23 protein-coding genes are annotated in these 19,493 nt (G+C 69.7%); 9 read left to right on the top strand and 14 right to left on the bottom strand.

The genetic code is table 11. The features are described from left to right. Positions 1–21 precede the first annotated feature (21 nt). The 6 genes from HUW46_RS35820 to mbhE are packed head-to-tail and all read right to left on the bottom strand — an operon-like array spanning position 22 to position 5,524. On the bottom strand, positions 22–288 hold the full coding sequence (locus HUW46_RS35820; protein ID WP_215543153.1) for a monovalent cation/H+ antiporter complex subunit F: 267 nt from the start codon (positions 286–288) through the stop codon (positions 22–24). After that, the gene (locus HUW46_RS35815) at positions 285–782 is read right to left on the bottom strand and encodes a Na+/H+ antiporter subunit E (protein WP_215543152.1); all 498 of its coding nucleotides are present in this window, start codon (positions 780–782) and stop codon (positions 285–287) included. Before HUW46_RS35815 ends, HUW46_RS35820 begins: the two co-directional genes overlap by 4 nt. Then, positions 779–2,305: a Na+/H+ antiporter subunit D gene (locus tag HUW46_RS35810; protein ID WP_215543151.1), complete on the bottom strand. Its 1,527-nt coding sequence runs from the start codon at positions 2,303–2,305 to the stop codon at positions 779–781. The genes HUW46_RS35815 and HUW46_RS35810 overlap by 4 nt, the downstream gene beginning before the upstream one ends. Further along, positions 2,302–2,697 carry a Na(+)/H(+) antiporter subunit C gene (locus tag HUW46_RS35805; RefSeq protein WP_215543150.1) on the bottom strand — a complete coding sequence of 132 codons (396 nt, stop codon included), beginning with the start codon at positions 2,695–2,697 and terminating at the stop codon, positions 2,302–2,304. Before HUW46_RS35805 ends, HUW46_RS35810 begins: the two co-directional genes overlap by 4 nt. After that, positions 2,694–3,203 (bottom strand): MnhB domain-containing protein, encoded by a 510-nt coding sequence (locus HUW46_RS35800; protein WP_215543149.1) that lies wholly within the window; start codon positions 3,201–3,203, stop codon positions 2,694–2,696. The genes HUW46_RS35805 and HUW46_RS35800 overlap by 4 nt, the downstream gene beginning before the upstream one ends. Beyond that, positions 3,200–5,524 (bottom strand): hydrogen gas-evolving membrane-bound hydrogenase subunit E, encoded by a 2,325-nt coding sequence (gene mbhE, locus HUW46_RS35795; RefSeq protein ID WP_215550314.1) that lies wholly within the window; start codon positions 5,522–5,524, stop codon positions 3,200–3,202. The genes HUW46_RS35800 and mbhE overlap by 4 nt, the downstream gene beginning before the upstream one ends. A 200-nt stretch (positions 5,525–5,724) precedes the next feature. Between mbhE and HUW46_RS35790 the strand changes: the two genes are divergently transcribed. The 5 genes from HUW46_RS35790 to HUW46_RS35770 all read left to right on the top strand — a co-directional run bounded on the left by HUW46_RS35790 (position 5,725) and on the right by HUW46_RS35770 (position 10,429). Continuing rightward, a complete protein-coding gene (locus HUW46_RS35790; RefSeq protein WP_215543148.1) occupies positions 5,725–6,207 on the top strand; it encodes a cation:proton antiporter regulatory subunit in 483 nt (160 codons plus the stop codon). A gap of 6 nt (positions 6,208–6,213) precedes the next feature. Further along, positions 6,214–7,407 carry a cation:proton antiporter gene (locus HUW46_RS35785; protein WP_215543147.1) on the top strand — a complete coding sequence of 398 codons (1,194 nt, stop codon included), beginning with the start codon at positions 6,214–6,216 and terminating at the stop codon, positions 7,405–7,407. A gap of 37 nt (positions 7,408–7,444) precedes the next feature. After that, positions 7,445–8,446: a CobW family GTP-binding protein gene (locus HUW46_RS35780; protein ID WP_442860875.1), complete on the top strand. Its 1,002-nt coding sequence runs from the start codon at positions 7,445–7,447 to the stop codon at positions 8,444–8,446. 16 nt (positions 8,447–8,462) lie between these two features. Beyond that, positions 8,463–9,494 (top strand): DNA polymerase IV, encoded by a 1,032-nt coding sequence (locus tag HUW46_RS35775; RefSeq protein WP_215543145.1) that lies wholly within the window; start codon positions 8,463–8,465, stop codon positions 9,492–9,494. A 323-nt stretch (positions 9,495–9,817) separates the two neighbouring features. Then, positions 9,818–10,429, top strand: coding sequence for a nitroreductase family protein (locus tag HUW46_RS35770; RefSeq protein ID WP_215543144.1), 612 nt, complete (start codon positions 9,818–9,820; stop codon positions 10,427–10,429). On the opposite strand, the gene ligD is transcribed toward HUW46_RS35770, so the two are convergent. From ligD to HUW46_RS35750, 4 genes are all read right to left on the bottom strand, one after another. Continuing rightward, positions 10,426–11,424, bottom strand: a complete 999-nt coding sequence (gene ligD, locus HUW46_RS35765; RefSeq protein WP_215543143.1) for a non-homologous end-joining DNA ligase — start codon at positions 11,422–11,424, stop codon at positions 10,426–10,428. The genes HUW46_RS35770 and ligD overlap by 4 nt on opposite strands. Beyond that, positions 11,421–12,503, bottom strand: a complete 1,083-nt coding sequence (locus HUW46_RS35760; RefSeq protein ID WP_215543142.1) for an ATP-dependent DNA ligase — start codon at positions 12,501–12,503, stop codon at positions 11,421–11,423. The genes ligD and HUW46_RS35760 overlap by 4 nt, the downstream gene beginning before the upstream one ends. Before the next feature lie 76 nt (positions 12,504–12,579). Further along, positions 12,580–13,044 carry an NUDIX domain-containing protein gene (locus HUW46_RS35755; protein WP_215543141.1) on the bottom strand — a complete coding sequence of 155 codons (465 nt, stop codon included), beginning with the start codon at positions 13,042–13,044 and terminating at the stop codon, positions 12,580–12,582. A 33-nt stretch (positions 13,045–13,077) separates the two neighbouring features. Continuing rightward, positions 13,078–13,620: a polyketide cyclase gene (locus HUW46_RS35750; protein ID WP_215543140.1), complete on the bottom strand. Its 543-nt coding sequence runs from the start codon at positions 13,618–13,620 to the stop codon at positions 13,078–13,080. Between the two features lie 67 nt (positions 13,621–13,687). Between HUW46_RS35750 and HUW46_RS35745 the strand changes: the two genes are divergently transcribed. Then, positions 13,688–14,269 carry a TetR/AcrR family transcriptional regulator gene (locus tag HUW46_RS35745; protein WP_215543139.1) on the top strand — a complete coding sequence of 194 codons (582 nt, stop codon included), beginning with the start codon at positions 13,688–13,690 and terminating at the stop codon, positions 14,267–14,269. Positions 14,270–14,403: 134 nt separating this feature from the next. Beyond that, positions 14,404–14,589: a hypothetical protein gene (locus tag HUW46_RS35740; RefSeq protein WP_215543138.1), complete on the top strand. Its 186-nt coding sequence runs from the start codon at positions 14,404–14,406 to the stop codon at positions 14,587–14,589. Here the strand turns inward: HUW46_RS35740 and HUW46_RS35735 are convergent. Genes HUW46_RS35735 through HUW46_RS35725 form a run of 3 tightly spaced genes read right to left on the bottom strand, consistent with a single transcriptional unit; the run spans position 14,567 to position 15,688 of the window. Then, positions 14,567–14,899, bottom strand: a complete 333-nt coding sequence (locus tag HUW46_RS35735) for a YnfA family protein (protein ID WP_215543137.1) — start codon at positions 14,897–14,899, stop codon at positions 14,567–14,569. The two genes, HUW46_RS35740 and HUW46_RS35735, sit on opposite strands and share 23 nt — an antisense overlap. A gap of 17 nt (positions 14,900–14,916) precedes the next feature. Next, complete coding sequence (locus tag HUW46_RS35730) at positions 14,917–15,270, bottom strand: ArsR/SmtB family transcription factor (protein ID WP_215543136.1); 354 nt, start codon at positions 15,268–15,270, stop codon at positions 14,917–14,919. Continuing rightward, a complete protein-coding gene (locus tag HUW46_RS35725; protein ID WP_215543135.1) occupies positions 15,260–15,688 on the bottom strand; it encodes an SRPBCC domain-containing protein in 429 nt (142 codons plus the stop codon). The genes HUW46_RS35730 and HUW46_RS35725 overlap by 11 nt, the downstream gene beginning before the upstream one ends. 603 nt (positions 15,689–16,291) lie before the next feature. Here HUW46_RS35725 and HUW46_RS35720 point away from each other — a divergent pair. Both HUW46_RS35720 and HUW46_RS35715 read left to right on the top strand, forming a co-directional pair. Then, positions 16,292–17,077 carry an SDR family NAD(P)-dependent oxidoreductase gene (locus tag HUW46_RS35720; protein ID WP_215543134.1) on the top strand — a complete coding sequence of 262 codons (786 nt, stop codon included), beginning with the start codon at positions 16,292–16,294 and terminating at the stop codon, positions 17,075–17,077. Between the two features lie 114 nt (positions 17,078–17,191). After that, positions 17,192–17,749 carry a hypothetical protein gene (locus tag HUW46_RS35715; RefSeq protein ID WP_215543133.1) on the top strand — a complete coding sequence of 186 codons (558 nt, stop codon included), beginning with the start codon at positions 17,192–17,194 and terminating at the stop codon, positions 17,747–17,749. Positions 17,750–18,101: 352 nt separating this feature from the next. Here the strand turns inward: HUW46_RS35715 and HUW46_RS35710 are convergent, their stop codons facing one another. Continuing rightward, positions 18,102–19,379 carry an MFS transporter gene (locus HUW46_RS35710; RefSeq protein WP_254125218.1) on the bottom strand — a complete coding sequence of 426 codons (1,278 nt, stop codon included), beginning with the start codon at positions 19,377–19,379 and terminating at the stop codon, positions 18,102–18,104. Positions 19,380–19,493: the final 114 nt, after the last annotated feature.

The raw sequence follows: 19,493 nt of genomic DNA, 5'->3' as shown, positions 1-19,493 counted from the left end.
GCACGGCGGAGAGCAGGTCGATCACCGTCGTCCCTCCTTCGCTTCGGCGAGCCGCACCACGCTCGCGGACCCGACGAACCCGAGCAGCGCCACCGCGACCAGCAGGGACAGGTTCATCCCCTGCCCGGTCATCGCCATCTCGACCGCGACCCCGGCCACGATCAGCACCACCAGCACGTCGATCGCGAGGACCCGGTCAAGCGTGCGGGGACCGCGCACGAGCCGGATCAGCGCGAAGAGCCCGGCGAGCACCAAAAGGGAGAAGGTGACCAAGTACACAACACTCATGACTCCTCCTTGGCGCCGAAGGCACGCAAAACACGCCGTTGCAGGTGCAGCACGTCGTCGCGCACGCGCGCCGGATCACCGGGGTTCAGCGCGTAGACGTAGAACACCCGGCCCGCCCGGTCGAGCTGCACCACGGATTTGCCGGGACCGAGCGAAAGCAGGTTCGCCGCAGCCGCGACGAGCCAGTCCACATCGGACAGTACGGGCACGGCGATCACCGCGCCCCGCACCGCGCGGCCGTGGCGGAGCACCTGCCAGCCCACCTTCACCGCGGAGGTCACGAGGTCCGCGACCAGATAGGCGACGAGCCTGAGCAACGCGACCGGACGCGGCCGCAGGTTCGAGCACACCGGGCGCACCGGGTACAGCGCGAGCACGCCGACCGCGACGAGCACGCCCAGCACGCCCAGTCCGAAGTCGACGGATCCCCACAGCAGGAGCCAGACGAGCACCAGCCACAGGAACATCGGAAGCTTGCGCAGGATCGCGGTCATCGTGCCCCCAGCACCGCGGTCCGGTACGGCACGCCGTCGAGCAGATCGGCCGCGGCCCGCCCGCTCAGCTCCGACAACGGCCCCGCGAACAACGCGATCGCCACCCCGGCGACGACGAGCACCGCGGTCGCGCCGATCATCCCGCGCGAGGTGGATCCCGTGCCCACGGTCACCTCGTCGGTCGGATCGGGATCGGGCAGCGGCGCGCGCACCTCGCCCCAGAAGGCGCCGACCCAGATCCGCGTGACGGCGTAGAGCGTGAGCAGGCTCGTGAGCACGGCGCCCGCCGTCACGACGTACGCGACCGGCGTGGCGGTTTCCGCGCCCGCCTGCAGCAGCGTGATCTTGGCGACGAAGCCGGAGAACGGCGGGATCCCGGCGAGGCTCAGCGCCGGGACCGCGAACAGCACGGCGATGAGCGGGTACGCCTTGGCCACCCCGGACATCGCGCGCAGCGACACCGTGCCGGTGTGCCGGGTGATGAGCCCGCCGACGAGGAACAGCGCGGCCTGCACGGTGATGTGGTGCACCACGTACAGGATCACGCCGGTCAGCCCGACCTCGCTGAACAGCGCGAGCCCGAAGATCATGTACCCGATGTGGCTCACCAGCAGGAACGACATGAGCCGGTTGAGGTCGTTCTGCGCGATGGCGCCGAGCGCGCCGACGATCATCGTCAGCACCGACACCACGAGCAGGAACGTGGACGCGCCGTCGTGCGGGAAGACCAGCGTCTGCGTGCGGATCAGCGCGTACACGCCGACCTTCGTCAGCAGGCCCGCGAACACCGCGGTGACCGGGGCGGGCGCGGTCGGGTAGCTGTCCGGCAGCCAGAAGTGCAGTGGTACCAACGCCGCCTTGATGCCGAACACCACGACCACGAACAGCCCGAGGCTGGTGCGGACACCCGGTGAAAGCAGCGCGACCTTGTCGGAGAGGTCGGCGAGGTTGACCGTGCCGGTCGCCGCGTAGACGAGCGCGATCATCGTGATGAACAGCAGCGACGACATCAGGCTGACGATCACGTAGGTCATCCCGGCGCGGATGCGGGGCGCCGTGGTGCGGCGGGTGATCAGCACGTACGACGCCGACAGCATGATCTCGAACGCGACGAACAACGTGAACAGGTCACCGGTGACGTAGGCGAGCGAGACGCCCGCGCACAGCACCAGGTACATCGGGTGGAACGCGGTCGAGGTGGTTTCCCTGCCGTAGTCGGTGATCCGCTGGCCGATCGAGAACACCAGCACGGCGAGCGTCACCACGGCGGACACCAGCAGCAGCAACGCGGAAAGCCGGTCGGCGATCAGCGTGATGCCGTACGGCGGCGCGTACCCGCCGAGCTGCAGCACGAGCGGGCCGTGCCGGTCGGCTTCGGCGAGCACGAACGCGGCATCGACCACGATCCCGCTCAGCACCACCACCCCGATCGCGCGCTGCACACTGGGAAAACGCCCGAACACCAAGGAAAGCGCGGCCGCGAGCAGGGGAAGCAGCACCGGGAGCGCGACGAGGACGTTCACCGGCTCGCCTCCTCTTCCGGGGCGAGGTCCGCGTCTTCCTCGCTGTCGCGCACCCGGCGGTCTTCGAGATCGTCGCGGACCTCGTCGTCACCGAGCAGCACCCACGAGCGGTAGGCCAGCGCGAGCAGGAACGTGGTGAGCGCGAAGGTGATCACGATCGCGGTGAGCGCCATCGCCTGCGGCAGCGGGTCGACCATCGAGGTGAGCACGCCGAACCCGATGAACGCGGGGTCTCCCGGCGGGCCGCCCGCGACCTGGAGGAACAGGTTCGCGCCGTGCCCGAGGATCACGATGCCCAGCAGCACGCGCATCAGCGAGCGCTGCATGATCAGGTAGAAGCCCGCCGAATACAGGCACGCCAACAAAACGGCCATGGTCAGGTTGATGGTCACGGCTCCAGCTCACCCCGCTCGATCCCGGTGCCGAGCGTGCGCAGCAGGTCCAGCACCACGCCGACGATCAGCAGGTAGACGCCGATGTCGAGGAACAGGCTGGTAGCGATCTTGAAGGTGCCCACGATCGGCAGCGTGACCGTCCACAGTGCAGTCGAGAGGATCGGCGCGCCGAACGCGACCGGCACGAGCGCGGTGATCAGCGCGATGCTCATGCCGGAGCCGATCAGCACCGGCGGCCGCAGCGCGCGCACCGCGGCCAGTTCGGCGCTGCCGCCCGCGAGGTAGCGCAGCACGAACGCGAGCCCGGCGACGAGGCCGCCGCTGAACCCGCCGCCCGCGTCGTTGTGCCCGGCCAGCAGGAGGTACACCGACATCACGAGCACGGTCGGGAAGACGATCCTGGTGCACAGCTCGAACAGCAGGGACCTCGGCCAGCCGCCGCGTTCGCGTTCGGTGAGCAGCCAGCGCTCCTTCGGCGCGTCCCATTCCGTCCACTTCGTCATTCGGTCACCTCCTCGGTTTCTTCCCGTTCCGGCCTTCGCCGCGCCCGGTGCGCGCCGAGGATCAGGCTCGCCGCCCCCGTCGCCGCGACCGCCAACACCGCGATCTCGCCGACGGTGTCGAAGGCGCGGAAGTCCACGATGATCGCGTTCACCACGTTGCTCGCGCCCGCCGCCGGCTGCGCGCGCTCGATGTACTCGCGGCTGACGTCCGGCAGCCCGTCGCGGCTCGCGGACACGATCATCGCGAGCGCCGCGACGAAGATCCCGCCCGCGACCGCGATGACCGCCTTCGTCCAGCGCGCCCGCTTTCCCGGCGGGCGATCGTCCTGGACGAACCGCTCCGGCAGGCGGCGCAGGACGAACACGAACACCACGAGCGTCAGCGATTCCACGAGGAACTGCGCGAGCGCGAGATCCGGCCCGCCGTCGACGAGGAACAGCGCGCCGATTCCGTAGCCGATCACGCCGGTCAGCAGGACCGCGGTGAGCCTGCGGCGCGCCAGCAGCACGGTCGCGGTCGCCACCAGCACGAGGATCGCGATCGGCACCTGCATCGGCGAATCCCACAACCGGAGCGGGCCGGGCGTGGCCACGCCCGCGAGCAATCCGGCCCCCGGCACGACGATCGCGGTCAGCAGGATGACGCCGAGGTACACCGGCAGCGAGCCGACCTGCAGGCGCCCGGTCACCCGGCGGGCGAGCGCGTCGAGCGCGCGCACCGCGCCGCGGTACCCGGCCTGGGCGTCGGCGTACTTCGGCCACCGCACGACGGGAAGACCGGCCCGCTGGACACCGCGGTGGACCAGGTACCCGCCGAGCACGACGAGCGCGGACAGTCCTAACGGGACGGTGAACCCGTGCCACAGCGCGAGGTGGTAGTCGTGGCCGGGATAGGCGTCCGCGTACCCGGCGAGCAGCGGTTCGAGCCACGGCACCGCGAACGCGCACACCAGGCCCGCGGTGGCCGGGATCGCCATCGGCACCACGAGCCCCTGGCCAGGCCAGGTCGCGGCGATGGGCGCTTTCCCTTGCGGGGTACCGAATCCGCCGATGACGAAGCGCAGGCTGTAGGCGAAAGTGAGCACCGAGCCGAGTACGAGGCACACCAGCACGACGGTGTCGCGCGCACTGCCGGAGCCGAACGCGGTGAACGCGGTCTCCTTGCCGACGAAGCCGAGCAGCGGCGGGAAACCCGCCATCGAAGCGGCAGCCAGCACGACGAACGCGGTGAGCACCGGCCACCGGCGGCCGATCCCGGACAGCTCGCGGATGTCCCGCGTGCCGGTGGCCTTGTCGAGCACGCCGACGGTGAGGAACAGCGCGGACTTGAACAGCCCGTGCGCCAGGATCAGGGTCGCGCCGGCGAGCGCCGTGACGAACCCGCCGGAGCCGACGAGCACCATCAGGAACCCGAGCTGGCTCACCGTGCCGAACGCGAGCAGGCGCTTGAGGTCGTGCTCGCGCAGCGCCCGCAGCCCGCCGAGCAGCATCGTCCACAGGCCGAGCACCACCACCGGGACCCACCACGCGGTCAGGTCCGAGAACCCGGGCGCGAAGCGCGCGACGAGGTAGACACCGGCCTTCACCATCGCGGCCGCGTGCAGGTAGGCGCTGACCGGCGTCGGCGCGACCATGGCGGCGGGCAGCCACGGGTGGAACGGCACCTGCGCCGATTTCGTGAGCGCGCCGACGAGCACCAGCACCACGGCGACGGAAGTGACGGCGCCGCCGGGCGGGTGGGCGATGATCTCCGAGATCCGGTAGGTGCCCGCGGCGGTGGCGAGCAGGATGAGCCCGAGCAGCATGGTGAGCCCGCCGAACCCGGTCACCAGCAGCGCCTGCGTCGCCGAGCGCCGGATGGCCGGGGTCAGTCCCCTGCCGCCGACGAGGAGGAACGAGCAGACCGTGGTCAGCTCCCAGAACAGGTACAGCGAGAAGATGTCGTCGGCGAGGACCAGTCCGAGCATCGCGCCCGCGAACACCAGCAGCAGCACCGATTCCCGCGTGATGCCCTCGCCGCCCGGCTTGGCGTAGCGCGCCGAGTAGCACAGGACCAGCGCGCCGACGCCGGAGACGAGCACGATCATGAGCAGCGCGAGCGGGTCCATGCGCAGGCTGATCTCCAGCCCGATCCCCGGCGCCCACGCGAGGCTCTCCTGCGGCGCCGCGCCGTCCAGCACCCCGCCGAGCCGGTTCAACGCGAACACCAGCGACGCGGCGGGAATCAGCGCGGCGACGTAGAAAGCGTTGCGGCCCCAGCGCTTCGCGATCGCGGGCAGAGCGGCGGCGACCGCGAAATGCGCCACGATCGCCACCAGCATGCGCTTCCACCCATCGTCGTCGAGTGCCTCTTCTTCGCTCAGGACAGCACCGGCCACGCACTCCTCGTCCGCGGAAGATCACGGGCGGCGACGGGGCCGAGTCTACGTAACGCGCGTACTGTGTGCCGGGTGACATCGGTCAAAACGCCCAGACCCGACTATCGGGAATCACCCTCCCCCGATCGGTTACCGTGGAGAACGTGAACGTTGAAGTGACCCCGCTGCCCGGTATCGGCGTACGCAAGGACTTCGCCATCCGCAACGGCAGGCGGGTCGGCGTGGTGACCCACCGGGACGGCCAGATCGAGCTGATCGTGTCCAAATCGGACGACCCGGACGCCTGCCTCGCGTCACTCCCGCTGAGCACCGACGAGGCGGGCGCGCTGGCGAACCTCCTCGGCGCGCCGCAGCTCGTCGCGCAGCTCACCGAGGAGCACCGGGACCTGCCCGGCATCAACACCAAGCAGCTCCCGATCAAGAACGCGTCCCCGTTCGACGGACGCACGCTCGGCGACACCGGGATGCGCACGCGCACCGGCGTGTCGATCGTCGCGGTCATGCGGGCCGGGCAGGTCCACCCGTCGCCGACCCCGGACTTCACGTTCACCTCGGGTGATCTGCTGGTGGCCGTCGGCACCTCGGAAGGGCTCGAAGCCGCCATCAAGATCCTCAAGTACGGCTGAGCCGCCATGGATCACACCGCGCTGTCCTTGATCGAACTCGGGGCGGTCTTCTTCGTGCTGGGCGCGCTCGGGCGCCTCGCCGCGAAGATCGGCATGTCCCCCATCCCGCTCTACCTGGTCGGCGGCCTGTGCTTCGGCCAGGGCGGGCTCATCCCGCTCGGCGACATCGGCCCGTTCACGCACCTCGCCAGCGAGATGGGCGTCGTGCTGCTGCTGTTGCTGCTCGGGCTCGAATACTCCGCCGCCGAACTGTTCACCGGCCTCAAGCGGTCGTGGATGGCGGGTGTGCTCGACATCGTGCTCAACGCGGCTCCCGGCGCCGCCGTCGCGCTGATCCTCGGCTGGGGCGCGGTCGGCGCGCTGGTGATGGGCGGCGTCACCTACATCTCGTCGTCCGGCATCATCGCGAAGGTCCTCGGCGACCTCGGCAGGCTCGGTAACCGGGAAACCCCGGTCGTGCTGTCGATCCTGGTGTTCGAGGACCTGGTGATGGCGCTGTATCTGCCGATCCTCACCGCGCTGCTGGTCGGGGTGAGCGTCCTCGGCGGGCTCAAGGCCGTCGGCATCTCGCTCGCGGTGATCACCGTGGTGCTGGTGGTGGCGCTCAAGTTCGGGCGGTACGTCTCGGCGCTCGTGGACAGCCCCGACCGCGAAGTGTTCCTGCTCAAGGTGCTCGGGGCCGCGCTGCTCGTCGCCGGTGCCGCCTCCGCGCTGCAGGTCTCCGCCGCGGTCGGCGCGTTCCTGCTCGGCATCGCGATCTCCGGCTCCACGGCCGAGAACGCGACGCACATGCTCGAACCGCTGCGCGACCTGTTCGCCGCGGTGTTCTTCGTGGTCTTCGGGCTCAACACCAACCCGGCGCAGATCCCGCCCGTGCTGGGCTGGGCGATCGCGCTCGCGGTGGTGACGACGCTGACCAAGGTGGCCACCGGCTGGTGGGCCGCCCGGCGCCAGGGCGTCGGGAAGATGGGCCGTGCCCGCGCCGGTGCCGCGCTCGTCGCGCGCGGCGAGTTCTCCATCGTGATCGCCGGGCTCGCGGTCAGCTACGGTGCGGTGGACAGCGAGCTGGCCGCGCTGGCCACGGCCTACGTGCTGCTGATGGCGATACTCGGGCCGACGGCGGCCCGGCTCGTCGAACCGGCGGCGCGCGCGTTGCAGCGCAAGGGAAGCACGGCGTCGGCACCGTCCACCGCGACCTGATTCGGAGGCAGTTTTGGGCAGGGATCGGATCCCCGTCGTGATCCTGACGGGTTTCCTCGGCTCCGGGAAGACCACGCTGCTCAACCACCTGCTGACCCGCGGCGACGCGCGGGTCGGGGTGATCGTCAACGATTTCGGCAGCATCGGCGTCGACGCGATGTCGGTCGCGGGCCAGGTCGACTCGATGGTTTCGTTCGGCAACGGCTGCCTGTGCTGCGCGGTCGACGCGCGCGGCCTCGACGCGATGCTGGGCAAGCTTTCCGCGCCGTCGGCCGGTATCGACGTCATCGTGATCGAGGCGAGCGGCGTCGCCGAACCCCGCGACCTGCTGCGCCTGATGATCGCCAGCGAGAACGAGGAAATCGCCTACGGCGGTCTCGTGCAGGTGGTGGACGGCGCCGAGTTCGACCGGACGCGTACCGCGCACCCCGAACTCGACCAGCACGTCGCGCTCACGGATCTGGTGGTGCTGAACAAGACCGACCGGATCACCGACGCCGAACGCGAGCGCCTGCTCGGCACGATCGAGGAGCTGAGCCCCGGCAAGCCGGTCGTGCCGACCTCGCACGGCCGCATCGACCCGGCGCTCTTCTTCGACGCCGAACGCGAACGCCCCGACGACGGCCAGCTCTCGTTCACCGATCTGCTCGCCGAAGAGCACGACCACGCGGATCACCTGCACACGGCGTACGACACCGTCTCGTTCACTTCCGAGCAGCCGCTGAACCCGCGGCGGCTGATCGAGTTCCTGGAACGCCGCCCCGCCGGGCTGTACCGGATGAAGGGTTTCGTCGACTTCGGGGCGTCCGGCGAGCACGACCGGTTCGGCCTGCACACCGTCGGCGGGTTCCTGCGGTTCGATCGCGGCCGCTGGCCGTCCGGGCGGCGGACCGAGCTGGTGCTCATCGGCGCGGGTATCGACACCGGCGCCCTGCTCGCGGAACTCGCCGCGTGCCGTGAGGACGATCCCGAGCACGTGGACGAGCGCGGCATGCTGCTGGTGCTCCGGCACGTCGAGGAGCCGGAACCCGTCTCGTAGCGCCACAATGGACGCTGTGTCCGAACCGTGGTGGGTCCTGCACGTCGACCTCGACCAGTTCATCGCCGCCGTGGAGATCGCGCGGCGGCCCGAGCTGCGCGGTAAGCCCGTCGTGGTCGGCGGCGCGGGCGATCCGGCCCAGCGCGCCGTCGTCGCCACGGCCTCCTACGAGGCGCGCGAATTCGGGGTCCACTCCGGGATGCCGTTGCGGCTGGCCGCGAAGCGCTGCCCCGACGCGGTGTTCCTGCCCACCGACCCGCCCGCCTACGACGAAGTGTCCGAGCACGTGATGGCGACCCTGCGCGAATTCCCGGTGGTCGTCGAGGTGCTTGGCTGGGACGAGGCGTTCCTCGGCGCGCACACCGACGATCCCGAGGCACTGGCGGAGGACATCCGGCGCCAGGTGCGCGCCGAGACGGGTATGGCGTGTTCGGTCGGCATCGGCGACAACAAGCTGCGCGCCAAGCTCGCCACCGGGTTCGCCAAGCCAGCCGGGGTTTACCGGCTCACCAAGGAGAACTGGGCCGAGGTGATGTTCGACCTGCCGACGGACGCGCTGTGGGGAATCGGCGGCCGCACCGCGAAGAAGCTCGCCGAACTGGGCCACACCACGGTCGCCGAACTGGCCGCCGCCGATCCCGACGCGCTCGCCGCGCGCTTCGGGCCGACGATGGGCCCGTGGTACCGGGCACTCGCGCGCGGCGCCGGGGAAGCCGAGGTTTCCGCGACCCCGTACGTCAACAAGTCCCGGAGCCGCGAGACCACGTACCAGGAAAACCTCACCGACCGCGCCCGCGTCGACGAGGAGATCGTCGTGCTCGCTCGCCGCGTGGCGCAGGACGTGCGCGAGGAAGGGCGGCCCGCGGCACGGGTGGCGGTCAAGATCCGGTTCGCGCCGTTCTTCACCCAGACCCGAAGCCTCACCCTGCCGGAACCCACGAGCGACCCGGCCGAGATCGAACGCGCCGCACTCGAGGTCACCGCCCGCTTCGAGCACGGCAGACCGGTGCGCCTGCTCGGCGTCCGCGCGGAATTCGACCGTTCGTAGCCGGGAACCTCGGGCCCGCTCCCGGCCCGCGTGCCATGGTCCCCGAAGGCCACCTTCGGGGACTCTAGCGCCACTTTCTGGGCCCTCGCACGGTGCGCGGGCAGGGCTGCGCATGCCCCGAAGGCCACCCTCGGGGCGCTCGACGCGACAAATCCTCCCCTCGCGCGCTCGACTGCCGCGGGCGGCGTGCCGTGAAGGTGAAGTGGCCTTCACGGCATTCAGCGCCGTCATGGTGGCCATCAGGGGACATTCGCGCGCAAGGCACTTACACCGTAAGTTCCGACGCGCTAGGCTGATACTTACACCGTAAGTAAGGAGTGCGCATGGACACCGACACGCTGCTGACCACCACCCGGTCCGTACGGCGCAAGCTCGACCTCGACCGCGCCGTCGAACCCGAGGTGCTCGACGACTGCCTCCGCATCGCGCAGCAGGCGCCCATCGCAGGCGTGTTCCTGTCCGGCTTCCGCTGGCTGCTCATCCGCGACCAGGAGGTCAAGAACCAGCTCGCGCGGCCGATCCGGGAAATCGGGCTGGCCTCGCAGGAGAAGTACGGCCATCTCGTCGAACCGCGCACGCTGGCCTCGGGCCGCCACCTGATCGACGTGCTCGAACGCGTCCCCGTGTACGTCGCCGCGTGCCTGCACGGCAGGCCGACCGGCGGCAATCTCGAACTGTCCGGTTTCTACGGCTCGGCCTACCCGGCCGTGTGGAGCCTGCAGCTCGCCCTGCACTCGCGCGGGCTCGGCAGCAGCATCATCGGCTACCACCTCAGCAAGGAAGAGGAGGTCGCGGAGATCCTCGGCATCCCTGATGACGTCACGCAGATCGCCCTGCTGGCCGTCGCCTACACCACGGCCACCGGGTTCCGCCCTGCCGCACGGCCACCGCTCGAGGAGATCACCTACCTCGACCACTGGGGACAGTCGCGTTAGGACTGTTTGGCCCTGCTCGGTGCCACGCGAGGGGGTTCGTTGGGCTGCTTGGGGTAGACCGGCGGCCACGGGGCGTCCATCAGGCCGTTCGCCAGGTCCTGGCGCGACATCTCCAGCAGCGGTTCGATGGACTGCGGGCTCGCCGACGCCCACGGGTCGCCGGATCCGGCGACGCGGGCGGGCACGGTCGCGATCGTCAGCGCCTCCGGCTCGACGGTTTCCAGTTCGTCCCAGCGGATCGGCGTCGAAACCCGTGCGTCGGCGCGAGGCCGGACGCACCAGGCGCCGAACACCGTCTTGTGCGGCGCGTTCTGGTTGAAGTCGACGAACACGCGCGCGCCCCGCTCCTCCTTCCACCACTGCGCGGTGATGAGCTCGGGGTGCCTTCGCTCCAGCGCGCGGGCGAGCGCGACCGCCGCCGCCCGCACCTGGTAGCTGTCCCATGTGGACTGAAGCCGGGAGTACAGGTGCAGGCCGCGCGAGCCGGAGGTCTTCAGGTGGGCCTCGATGCCGAGTTCGTCGAGGAACTCCTTCGTCAGCGCGGCCGCCTCGCGGAGCTGGTCGAACCCGACTCCGGGCGACGGGTCGAGGTCGATGCGCAGTTCGTCGGTGAACTCCGGGGTGTCCGCGTGGAACGGCCACACGTGGAAGCCGAGGCAGCCGAAGTTCACCGCCCACACGATGTGCGCGAGATCGGCGGCGACGAGCGCGTCGCTCGTGGTGCCGTTCGGTGTGGACACGACGGTGGTCTTCAGCCACGGCGGCGCCGATTTGGGCACCCGCTTCTGGAAGAACGACTTCCCGCCCGCGCCGGCCGGGTACCGCTCCATCAGCAGCGGCCGCCCGCCGAGCGCGGTCAGCAACGGGCCCTCGATCGACTGGTAGTACCGGATCAGGTCCAGTTTCGTCTCCCCGCGGCCGGGAAAGTACACCTTGTCCGGGCTGGAGACCTTGACCTCGATCCCGTCGAGATCGAGCAGCACGTCTTCGCTCACGACCTGGCCCCTTCGCCGAACAGCGCGGTCAGCTCGGCCGGAGCGACCTCTTCCAGCTGGCCGTAGGTGCACGAAGCCGGTTCGCGGTCCGGCCGGAAGCGGACCAGCCTGCCGCCGTGGCGCAGCCGCCCGCCCTGCACGTGCTCGTACCGGACCTCGGCGACCAGCTCGGCGCGCAACGGCTCCCACGACAGGTCCTTCTGCGGAGCCCATCTGCTCTGCGCACCGGGGATCCGCTGCCCCGCGGCCTCGATCTGCGCCTCGGCCCACGCCCGCCACGGATGCCCTTCGACCGCGTTCTCGCGCAGCGGCGCCAGCTCGTCGACCAGTTCCTTGCGGCGAGCGGCGGTGAAACTGCTCGCGACGCCGACGTGGTGCAGCACGCCGTCGTCGTCGTAGAGGCCCAGCAGCAGCGAGCCGACCCCGGCACCGTCCTTGTGCCAGCGGAACCCGGCGACCACGCAGTCCGCGGTCCGCTCGTGCTTGACCTTCCACATCGCGCGCTTGTCCTGTTCGTACGGCAGATCGCCCGGTTTGGCCATCACGCCGTCGAATCCCGCGCCCTCGAACCGGGTGAACCAGTCCTCCGCGACGTCCGGGTCCGAGGTGAGCGGCGTCAGCACCACGCGCGCGAACCCGTCGTCCAGCACGCTTTCGAGCAGCCGGCGCCGCTCGGTGAACGGCGTCTCGGTGAGGTCGCGGTCGTCGAGGGCGAGCAGGTCGAAGGCGACGAAGCTCGCCGGTGTCTCCTCAGCGAGCTTGTTCACCCGCGACGCGGCGGGGTGCAGCCGGTTCTGCAGCGTTTCGAAGTCCAGGCCGGACCCGGTCACGAGCACGATCTCGCCGTCGACGACGCAGCGCGACGGCAACGCGTCGCGCAGCAGCTCGACCAGTTCGGGGAAGTACCGCGTCAGCGGCCGGTCGTTGCGGGACCCGAGCTCCACCTCGTCGCCGTCGCGGAAGGCGATGCAGCGGAACCCGTCCCACTTCGGCTCGTAGGTGAGGCCCGGCGCCCTCGGCACTTCGTGCACGGCTTTCGCCAGCATCGGCTTCACCGGCGGCATCACAGGCAGGTCCACAACCGGATCCTAGGAGCGGTTCACCTGCGAAAACAACAGCGATCCCGCGATCACCCGATCGCGTGGCGTGGCCGGATCAGGCGCCGAGCAGCCCGCTGAGCCGCTCCAGGAACGCGCGCTGGCCCTTCACGAGCTTCTCCCCCGCGGTGGCGAGATCGACCCACGCCACCCTGTCCAGCTCGGGGAACTCCTGGGTTTTCCCGCTCCGCGGCGGCCATTCCAGCTCGAAGGTGCCGGGCACCACCCGCGCGGGGTCGAGGTCGCCCTCGACCGCCCAGATCGTGACCGCCTTGCCCGACTGGCGCACGGTGCCCAGCTCGGCGTAGTCCCCCTCCGGCGCGGGCAGACCCAGCTCTTCGGTGAACTCACGGCGCGCGGCGTCTCCGGGCGCCTCCTCCGGATCGCATTCGCCCTTCGGGATCGACCACGCCGCGTCGTCCTTCTTCGCCCAGAAGGGACCGCCCATGTGTCCGATGAGGACTTCGACCTCGCCCGCTGTCCTGCGGTAGAGGAGTATTCCCGCGCTGTGCTTACCTGCCATGCACGCCAGCCTGCACCATGGCCGGGCGTGCCGTCAGGCCGCCCGCTTCTCCGACTTCTCCGCCAACGCGGCGAGCCGGTACAGCTGGTGCCGCATCATGACGAGATCGCCCCAGACGAGCGGCGGCCTGGACAGCGCCCGGATCGGCCCCCCTGCCGTGGACACCGCGACCTTCGCCACGAGCCGCGTCACCCCTGGCGCTTCGGCGTAGGCGGCGTAGGTGATCGCCAGCTCCCCGAACGCCCACAAAGCGCCCCGGTCGACGATCCGCAACGTGATCTGGTGCCCAGGCTCGAAGTCGACCAGTTCGAAGATGCGTGAGAACCGCTGCCCCAGCGCGAGATCGTCCGCGCCGGGTGTCAGCTCGCTCGGGCTTCGCCTGCCGAAGTTGTCGATGAGGTCGTAGCTGTACGGCGCGACCTTGATCTGGCACAGCCAGCGGAACACCGTTTCCGGCGCGGCGTGCGCCGTCACCGCGCGGAACAAGCCCATGGTCCCGCCTTCGACGAACCGGTCGCACGGGTACTCCCGGGCCACCTCTTCGGCCGTCGCGCCCCACACCGTCGCGATTCCCATCTCAGCCTCCGTTCTCCGCCCGGTTTCCGATTATAGAGATGCCTATCTAAAAAGCTAGGATAGCCTCATGGGACGACCGCCACAGCACGACACCGAGAGCCTGCTCGACGCCGCCGCGCAGCTCGCCGAAGAGGAAGGGCCACGCGGGGTCACGATGGCCGCGGTCGCCCGCAAAGCAGGCGCGCCGAGCGGATCGGTGTACCACCGGTTCCCCGGGCGGCCGGACCTGCTGGCCGCGCTGTGGCTGCGTTCGCTCGACCGGTTCCAGGCGGGTTTCCTCGATGCGATCGCCGACCGGGATCCCCTCACCTCGGCGCGAGCGGGCGCGGCCCATGTGGTGGGCTGGAGCCGGGAAAACCCGCGGGACGCCGCGATCCTGCTCTACAGCGCGGCCGACTTCGGCAGAGCGGACTGGCCGGAGGGCGAGCGCGAGCGCCTCGATCGCGCGAACCGGCGGGTCACCAAGGAGATCAGGAAGCTGGCGACCGCGCTCGGGCACGATTCGCCGAGCGACGTCGAGCAGGTGCGGATCGCACTGGTCGACATCCCCTACGCGCTGGTGCGGCGGAACTACCGCGCTGGCAAGAAGATCCCCAAGTACGCCGAGGAGCTGGCCGCGGACTGCGTGACGGCACTGCTCCAGTCGTAATAGAGGCATCTATCTAATATACTGCCCGCATGACAGCCCTTCCCGTCGGCCAGTGAGCGGCGAAGCTGACGCGATTCGGACTGCCGGAGTTCGCACGAGTGCACCCGGTTCCGCCCGAGAGACCGGTAGTGTCGGTGACCGGCCTGGTCCGGCACCCCGCCCAGGTCGAGGTCGCCGAGCACCGCAGGGGATCGGTGGCGCGCGAGGAGCGCAGCAGGGTCCTGCCCGGCTGGGTGTGGCGCCGGATCTGGCGGCTCGGTCTGCCCGGGGCGCGCGAGCAGTACCGGCGGGCCGACCTCACCCGCGAGGCGCGTACATGATCACGGCCACGCCCGCGAGGCAGATCAGCGCGCCGAGCACGTCGAACCGGTCGGGGCGGTAGCCGTCGGCGACCATGCCCCACACCAGCGATCCCGCGACGAACACGCCGCCGTACCCGGCGAGGATGCGGCCGAACTGGGCGTCCGGCTGCAGCGTGGCGACGACGCCGTAGAGCCCGAGCGCCACCACGCCGCCACCGATCCAGAACCAGCCCCGATGCTCGCGCAGCCCCTGCCACACGAGCCAGGCGCCACCGATCTCCAGTACCGCCGCGAGCACGAACAACGCGATCGACCGAAACACGAGCACCGCCCGATCGAACCACATCAGTCCGAATCGGACGGTCGGGCACCGAGGTAGTCCGCGAGCGAGGACAGGTTCCGATCCCAGTCGCGGGCGAGCGCGGCGAGGAAGGACTGCGCCACTGCCATCGGCGCCGAGCGGAGGTGGAACCGCACGCGGCGGCGCTCGCCCTGCTCCGCGTGGACCAGACCAGCGTCCGAGAGGAGCGCGAGGTGCTTGGCGATCGCCTGCCTCGAAATCGGCAAGCGTGCCGCGAGATCGGTCGCGGTGGCGGGACCGCGGCTCGCCAGCTCGGCGAGCAGCGCGCGCCGGGTGGGGTCGGCGAGCGCGGCGAACACCGCCGCCGCGACCGCTTCCGCGTCGTCCTCAGGCGGCATCGAGGTAGTCCACCAGCTCGCCCAGTTCCTTGCGCCAGCCGGACACGTTCCCGTCGTAGGTGGCCTTCAGCTCGTCCGGCAGCTGCGCGAAACCGGTCTCCACCACCGTCAACCGGGTGCCGTCGCCATCGGGGACCAGGGTGAACTCGACGTAGGTCCGGCGCGGGTCGCTCTCGGGAAGCCCGTAGATCGCCCAGGTGTAGGCGAACCGGCTCGGCGGCTCGACGACCTGGATCCACAGCGTGGCCGAATGCTCGTCGCCCCAGCGGACGTGCGCCTCGCCGCCGGGTCGCAGATCCACGTCGGCCTCGGAACCGAACCAGCCGCCGAGCCCTTCCGCGGTGGTCAGCGCCGCCCACACCGCCTCCGGCCGGTGGGCGAGTTCGATCTGCCGCTCGATCCGATCGGGCACCGTCATCACGACCTCCATTGCAACCATGTGGTTGCCATAACCGTACACCAGCCACGGCCCCGGCATCCACCCGGCGCGGGAGCACGATCGCCCCGCAGCGCGAGGAGCCACGATCGGAATCCACCCAAAATCATTGGCACACCGGGGAACCGATGCGGGTGAGGCTTCGTCGGAGTCGCGAAGTCAAGATCACGAAGACCCGGTTGACACCACACCGGTCCGGCGCGATGGGGGTCATGCCGGCCCGGTGTGGTGTCAACCGCCCACCCGCCCGCACGGCCGCACAGCCTTCTCCACACTCGCCCACCCACTTCCCTTCTGCACACTCGCCCACCTACCTCCGAGTGCCGCGAGGTCCGCGCCGAAGGCGCGGCCATGCAAAACCCAGCCACCCACCGGCGATCCGACGCGCCCCGCGCGGCGGGAGCGTGCAGTCGGTCGCAGGGCCCCCAGGGCCCTCTAAATTTGCGATGGCGGGGGCGCCGACGCGACCAACCGGCGGGTCGAGCTGGGAGCCGCGCCCCCGGCAGCGCAAATTTTGACGACCGATAGACAACACAGTCCGATTGCCGCCAGCGCGGGATTCGGTGCCACGGCAGGCTTTGCGGCATGGAACTCATGCTTCAGCACAGGACAGCGGTGGTTACGGGTGGCAGCAAGGGGATCGGGCTCGCGGTGGCGCGGGCGCTGGCGGAGGAAGGCGCGCGGGTGGTCGTCGGCTCGCGTGGTTCGAGCGAAGGTTTGGAAAAGCTCTGCGCGGAGCACGACGTGACGGCGGTCGAGGTGGACCTCGCCACGGCGGAAGGGCCAGCCGAACTGATCGCGGCGGCCGGTGGTCTGGACATCCTCGTCAACAACGTCGGCGCGAGCGAGCCTGGTGCGTCGGCGGCGACCTTCACCGACGAGCAGTGGTACCGGATCTTCGACATCACCCTGTTCAGCGCGGTGCGCGCGGTACGGGCCGCGGTTCCGCTGCTGGCGGGCAAATCCGGCGCGAACATCGTGACGGTGGGATCGGTGAACTCGCGGATGCCCGCGGGGATGATCGCGCCGTACAGCGCGGCGAAGGCGGCGCTCGCGAACTTCGGCAAGGCGCTGGCGGACGAGCTGGCGCCGCAGGGCATCCGGGTCAACACCGTGTCGCCGGGCCCGGTCCGCACTCCACTGTGGATGGACGAGGGCGGGTTCGCGCACATGATGGCCGCGCAGGCGGGTGTCACCGCCGAGGAGGTCATGGACCGGCTGGTCCCCGAGTCGATGTCGATCCCGAGCGGCCGGGTCGGCGAGCCGGCCGAAGTGGCGGCCGTGGTCGCGTTCCTGGCTTCGGACAAGGCTTCCAACATCACCGGCGCCGACTACGTGGTCGACGGCGGGATGCTCAGGACCGTGGCGTAGATCCCCTACGTCCACGGGCGTAAGCACTCTGCCGCTCGTCGTCGGACGCGCACCCCCGGCCTGCCCGGCCACGATGAACGCGTACCGAACGAGGACGACCGAGGAGCGCGCATCATGGGCAAAGGTGGCGAGGTCCGTCAGCGGACCGCGGCGGAATCCGGCAAGGGCCTCCTGGCCTCCCGCGGGTTCCGCCGTACCACGACCACCGCGCACGTGATCTTCTCGGTCGGCTGGCTGGGGGTGACGATCGGTGACCTGACGCTCGGTGTCACGGCGCTGGTCACCGATCGTCCTGAGCTCCAGCACGCGATCCTCCGCGTGCTGGTGGTGCTCGGCGAACTGGCGCTGATCCCGCTCAGCCTGCTCGCTTTCCTGAGCGGGGTGACACTGGGCCTGATCACGAAGTGGGGCCTGGTGCGCTACTGGTGGGTGCTGGTGAAACTGGTGCTCACCACGATCGCGCTGGTGCTGATCCCGTTCTCACTCGTCCCCGGGTACGCGAACTTCTCCGCCGTGGTGGACGCCACCCCGCCGGACCAGCTCGCCGACATCGGCAGCTCCGGGGTGAGCGCACTACTCGGCTCGGGCTGCGTCTCACTCACGATGTACACCACATGCACCGTGCTGTCCGTCTTCAAACCCTGGGGAAAGACGCCGTTAGCACGGCCTTGAGGAGGGTGTTGGACATCACCCGTATCAGGGCTGTAGGGGCGAAATACTAACGACTCCTCCGGCGATATGCAGGGTGGATCCGGGAGTCGGAATCCAACCGAGACTCTTACGAGGAGGAAGCAAATGCTGTTCGCTGCGTTGGCGATCGAGACCGCGGTGGCAGTGGGTGTGGCCGCTGGTCTGACGGCGTGGATCCGGCGCCACGTCGCTTCCCAGGCCGCCACCGCCGCCCCGGCGGAGGTCGTCGCTCCGTAACACCGAAGTGCAGTAACACCGAAGTTCGGCAGTGGGCCGACGGCATCCTTGACCGCCGGCCACTGCCCAACCGAGTCGAACTTTCAGGTCGCCGTCGTCAGACGGCGGCCTTCTTCGCGTCCGGAGCGGTGTCGTCGATCTGTTCGATCGGGACGCCCGAGGTCTCCGGGATCTTGATGATCGGCACGATCGCGATGAGCGCCGCGACGATCAGGTAGTACGCGGGCCAGTCCTTGTCGCCGGTGCCCTGGATGAGCGCGGTCACGATCACCCCGCAGGTGCCACCGAAGATCGACGTGGACAGGTTGTACCCGATCGCGAACGAGCCGTACCGGACCCTGGTCGGAAACATCGCGGGGAACGTGGACCCGATCACCGCGAGCATGAACACCAGCAGGGTGGCCACGATCAGGAACCCGACGATCAGCAGCGCGATGCTGCCGGTCTGCATCAGCTTGAACGACGGCCAGCTCAGTACCGCGAACCCGATGGCAGCGGTGAGCAGCAACGGTTTCCGGCCGATCCGGTCCGACAGCGCACCGAGCGGCGCGATCAGCAGGATCTGGAACAGCTCGACCCCGATCACGATCAGCGTCGCGGTGTTGTCGTCGATCTTCAGCGTGCTGGTGAAGTACGACGGCATCGTCGTCAGCAGCATGTAGTCCGCGATGTTGAGCAGCAACACGATGCCGATGAGGTTGAGGATCATCCGCCAGTTGCGCGCGAAGGTCTCCTTGAGGGGCGCCTTCTCCGCCTTCTCCCCCGCCGCGTCGAGCCGCCGGAATTCCGGCGTGTCCTCGAGCTTCGACCGCAGGTAGAGCCCGACGAGGCCGAGCGGCAGCGCGATGAAGAACGGAATTCGCCAGCCCCACGACTCGAGTTGTTCGGTGGACAGCGCCAACGCCGCGACGAGCACCACCGTGTTGCCGAGGACGTATCCGGCCAGCGTGCCCATTTCGAGGAAGCTGCCCCAGAACCCCCGCCGTTTCGTCGGCGCGTATTCGGCGATGAACGTCGCCGCGCCGCCGTATTCACCGCCGGTCGAGAAGCCTTGGATCATGCGCAGCAGGAGCAGCAGGATCGGGGCACCGATACCGATGCTGTCGTAGCTCGGGAGGCAGCCGACGAGGAAGGTGCAGCCGGACATCAGCAGGATGGTCATCGCGAGGACCTTTTGCCTGCCGAGCTTGTCGCCCAACGGCCCGAAGAACGCACCGCCGAACGGGCGCACGATGAAGCCGACCGCTACCAGCGCCAGCCCCTTCAGCACGGCCGCGGCTTGGGTTCCTTCCGGGAAGAACACCGATCCGATCGTCGTCAGCACGACACCGGAGGTGAACACGCCGTAGTCGTACCACTCGGTCGCATTGCCCATCGCGGATGCGATAACAGCCCTTCTGAGGGTCCGTTCGTCCACGGTTGGCCTCGACACCGCCGCCTCTTCCATATCGCGCACTGACCTCCTGGATGCGTGCCACTTGGGATGAAC

Source organism: Amycolatopsis sp. CA-230715 (genome assembly GCF_018736145.1).
In the GTDB taxonomy this organism is placed as follows: domain Bacteria; phylum Actinomycetota; class Actinomycetes; order Mycobacteriales; family Pseudonocardiaceae; genus Amycolatopsis.
The sequence above is the reverse complement of the archived record's forward strand: the minus strand, read 5'-3'. Positions and strand labels throughout refer to the sequence as shown.